The organism is Weissella oryzae SG25, from assembly GCF_000691805.2.
Lineage (GTDB): Bacteria > Bacillota > Bacilli > Lactobacillales > Lactobacillaceae > Weissella > Weissella oryzae.
The window spans coordinates 1-247 of record NZ_DF820543.1 but is presented as its reverse complement, the minus strand read 5'-3'; the positions used below and the strand labels follow the sequence as shown (position 1 = coordinate 247).

Here is a 247-nt window from a genome sequence, read left to right as displayed (position 1 = left end):
AACAGAAAGAGGAAACATAGTTATGTATCAAATTAGCTTTATAAATATTTACGGTGCTAAGAGCGAGACTTTTCGGAACACCAAGCAGCAAGCCGAGAAATTAGCCGAGGCTTATCAAAATATCGGTTGCACAGAAGTAATTGTTAGTCGTGTATCTGATGAAGAGCGGGTGACTGATGCAATGGCACTATGAGATTGCTTTAGCACCACAGCAACAAGAGCGACCGAGGTTTTCTAGGCGGGGCAA

The 247-nt window shown here is 42.9% G+C and carries 1 protein-coding gene; it reads left to right on the top strand.

The window, feature by feature from the left end; genetic code table 11:
• Window positions 1-193, top strand: a 193-nt coding sequence (locus TT13_RS11515; protein ID WP_207644255.1) for a hypothetical protein, incomplete at its 5' end; no start/stop codon positions are given.
• Window positions 194-247: the final 54 nt, after the last annotated feature.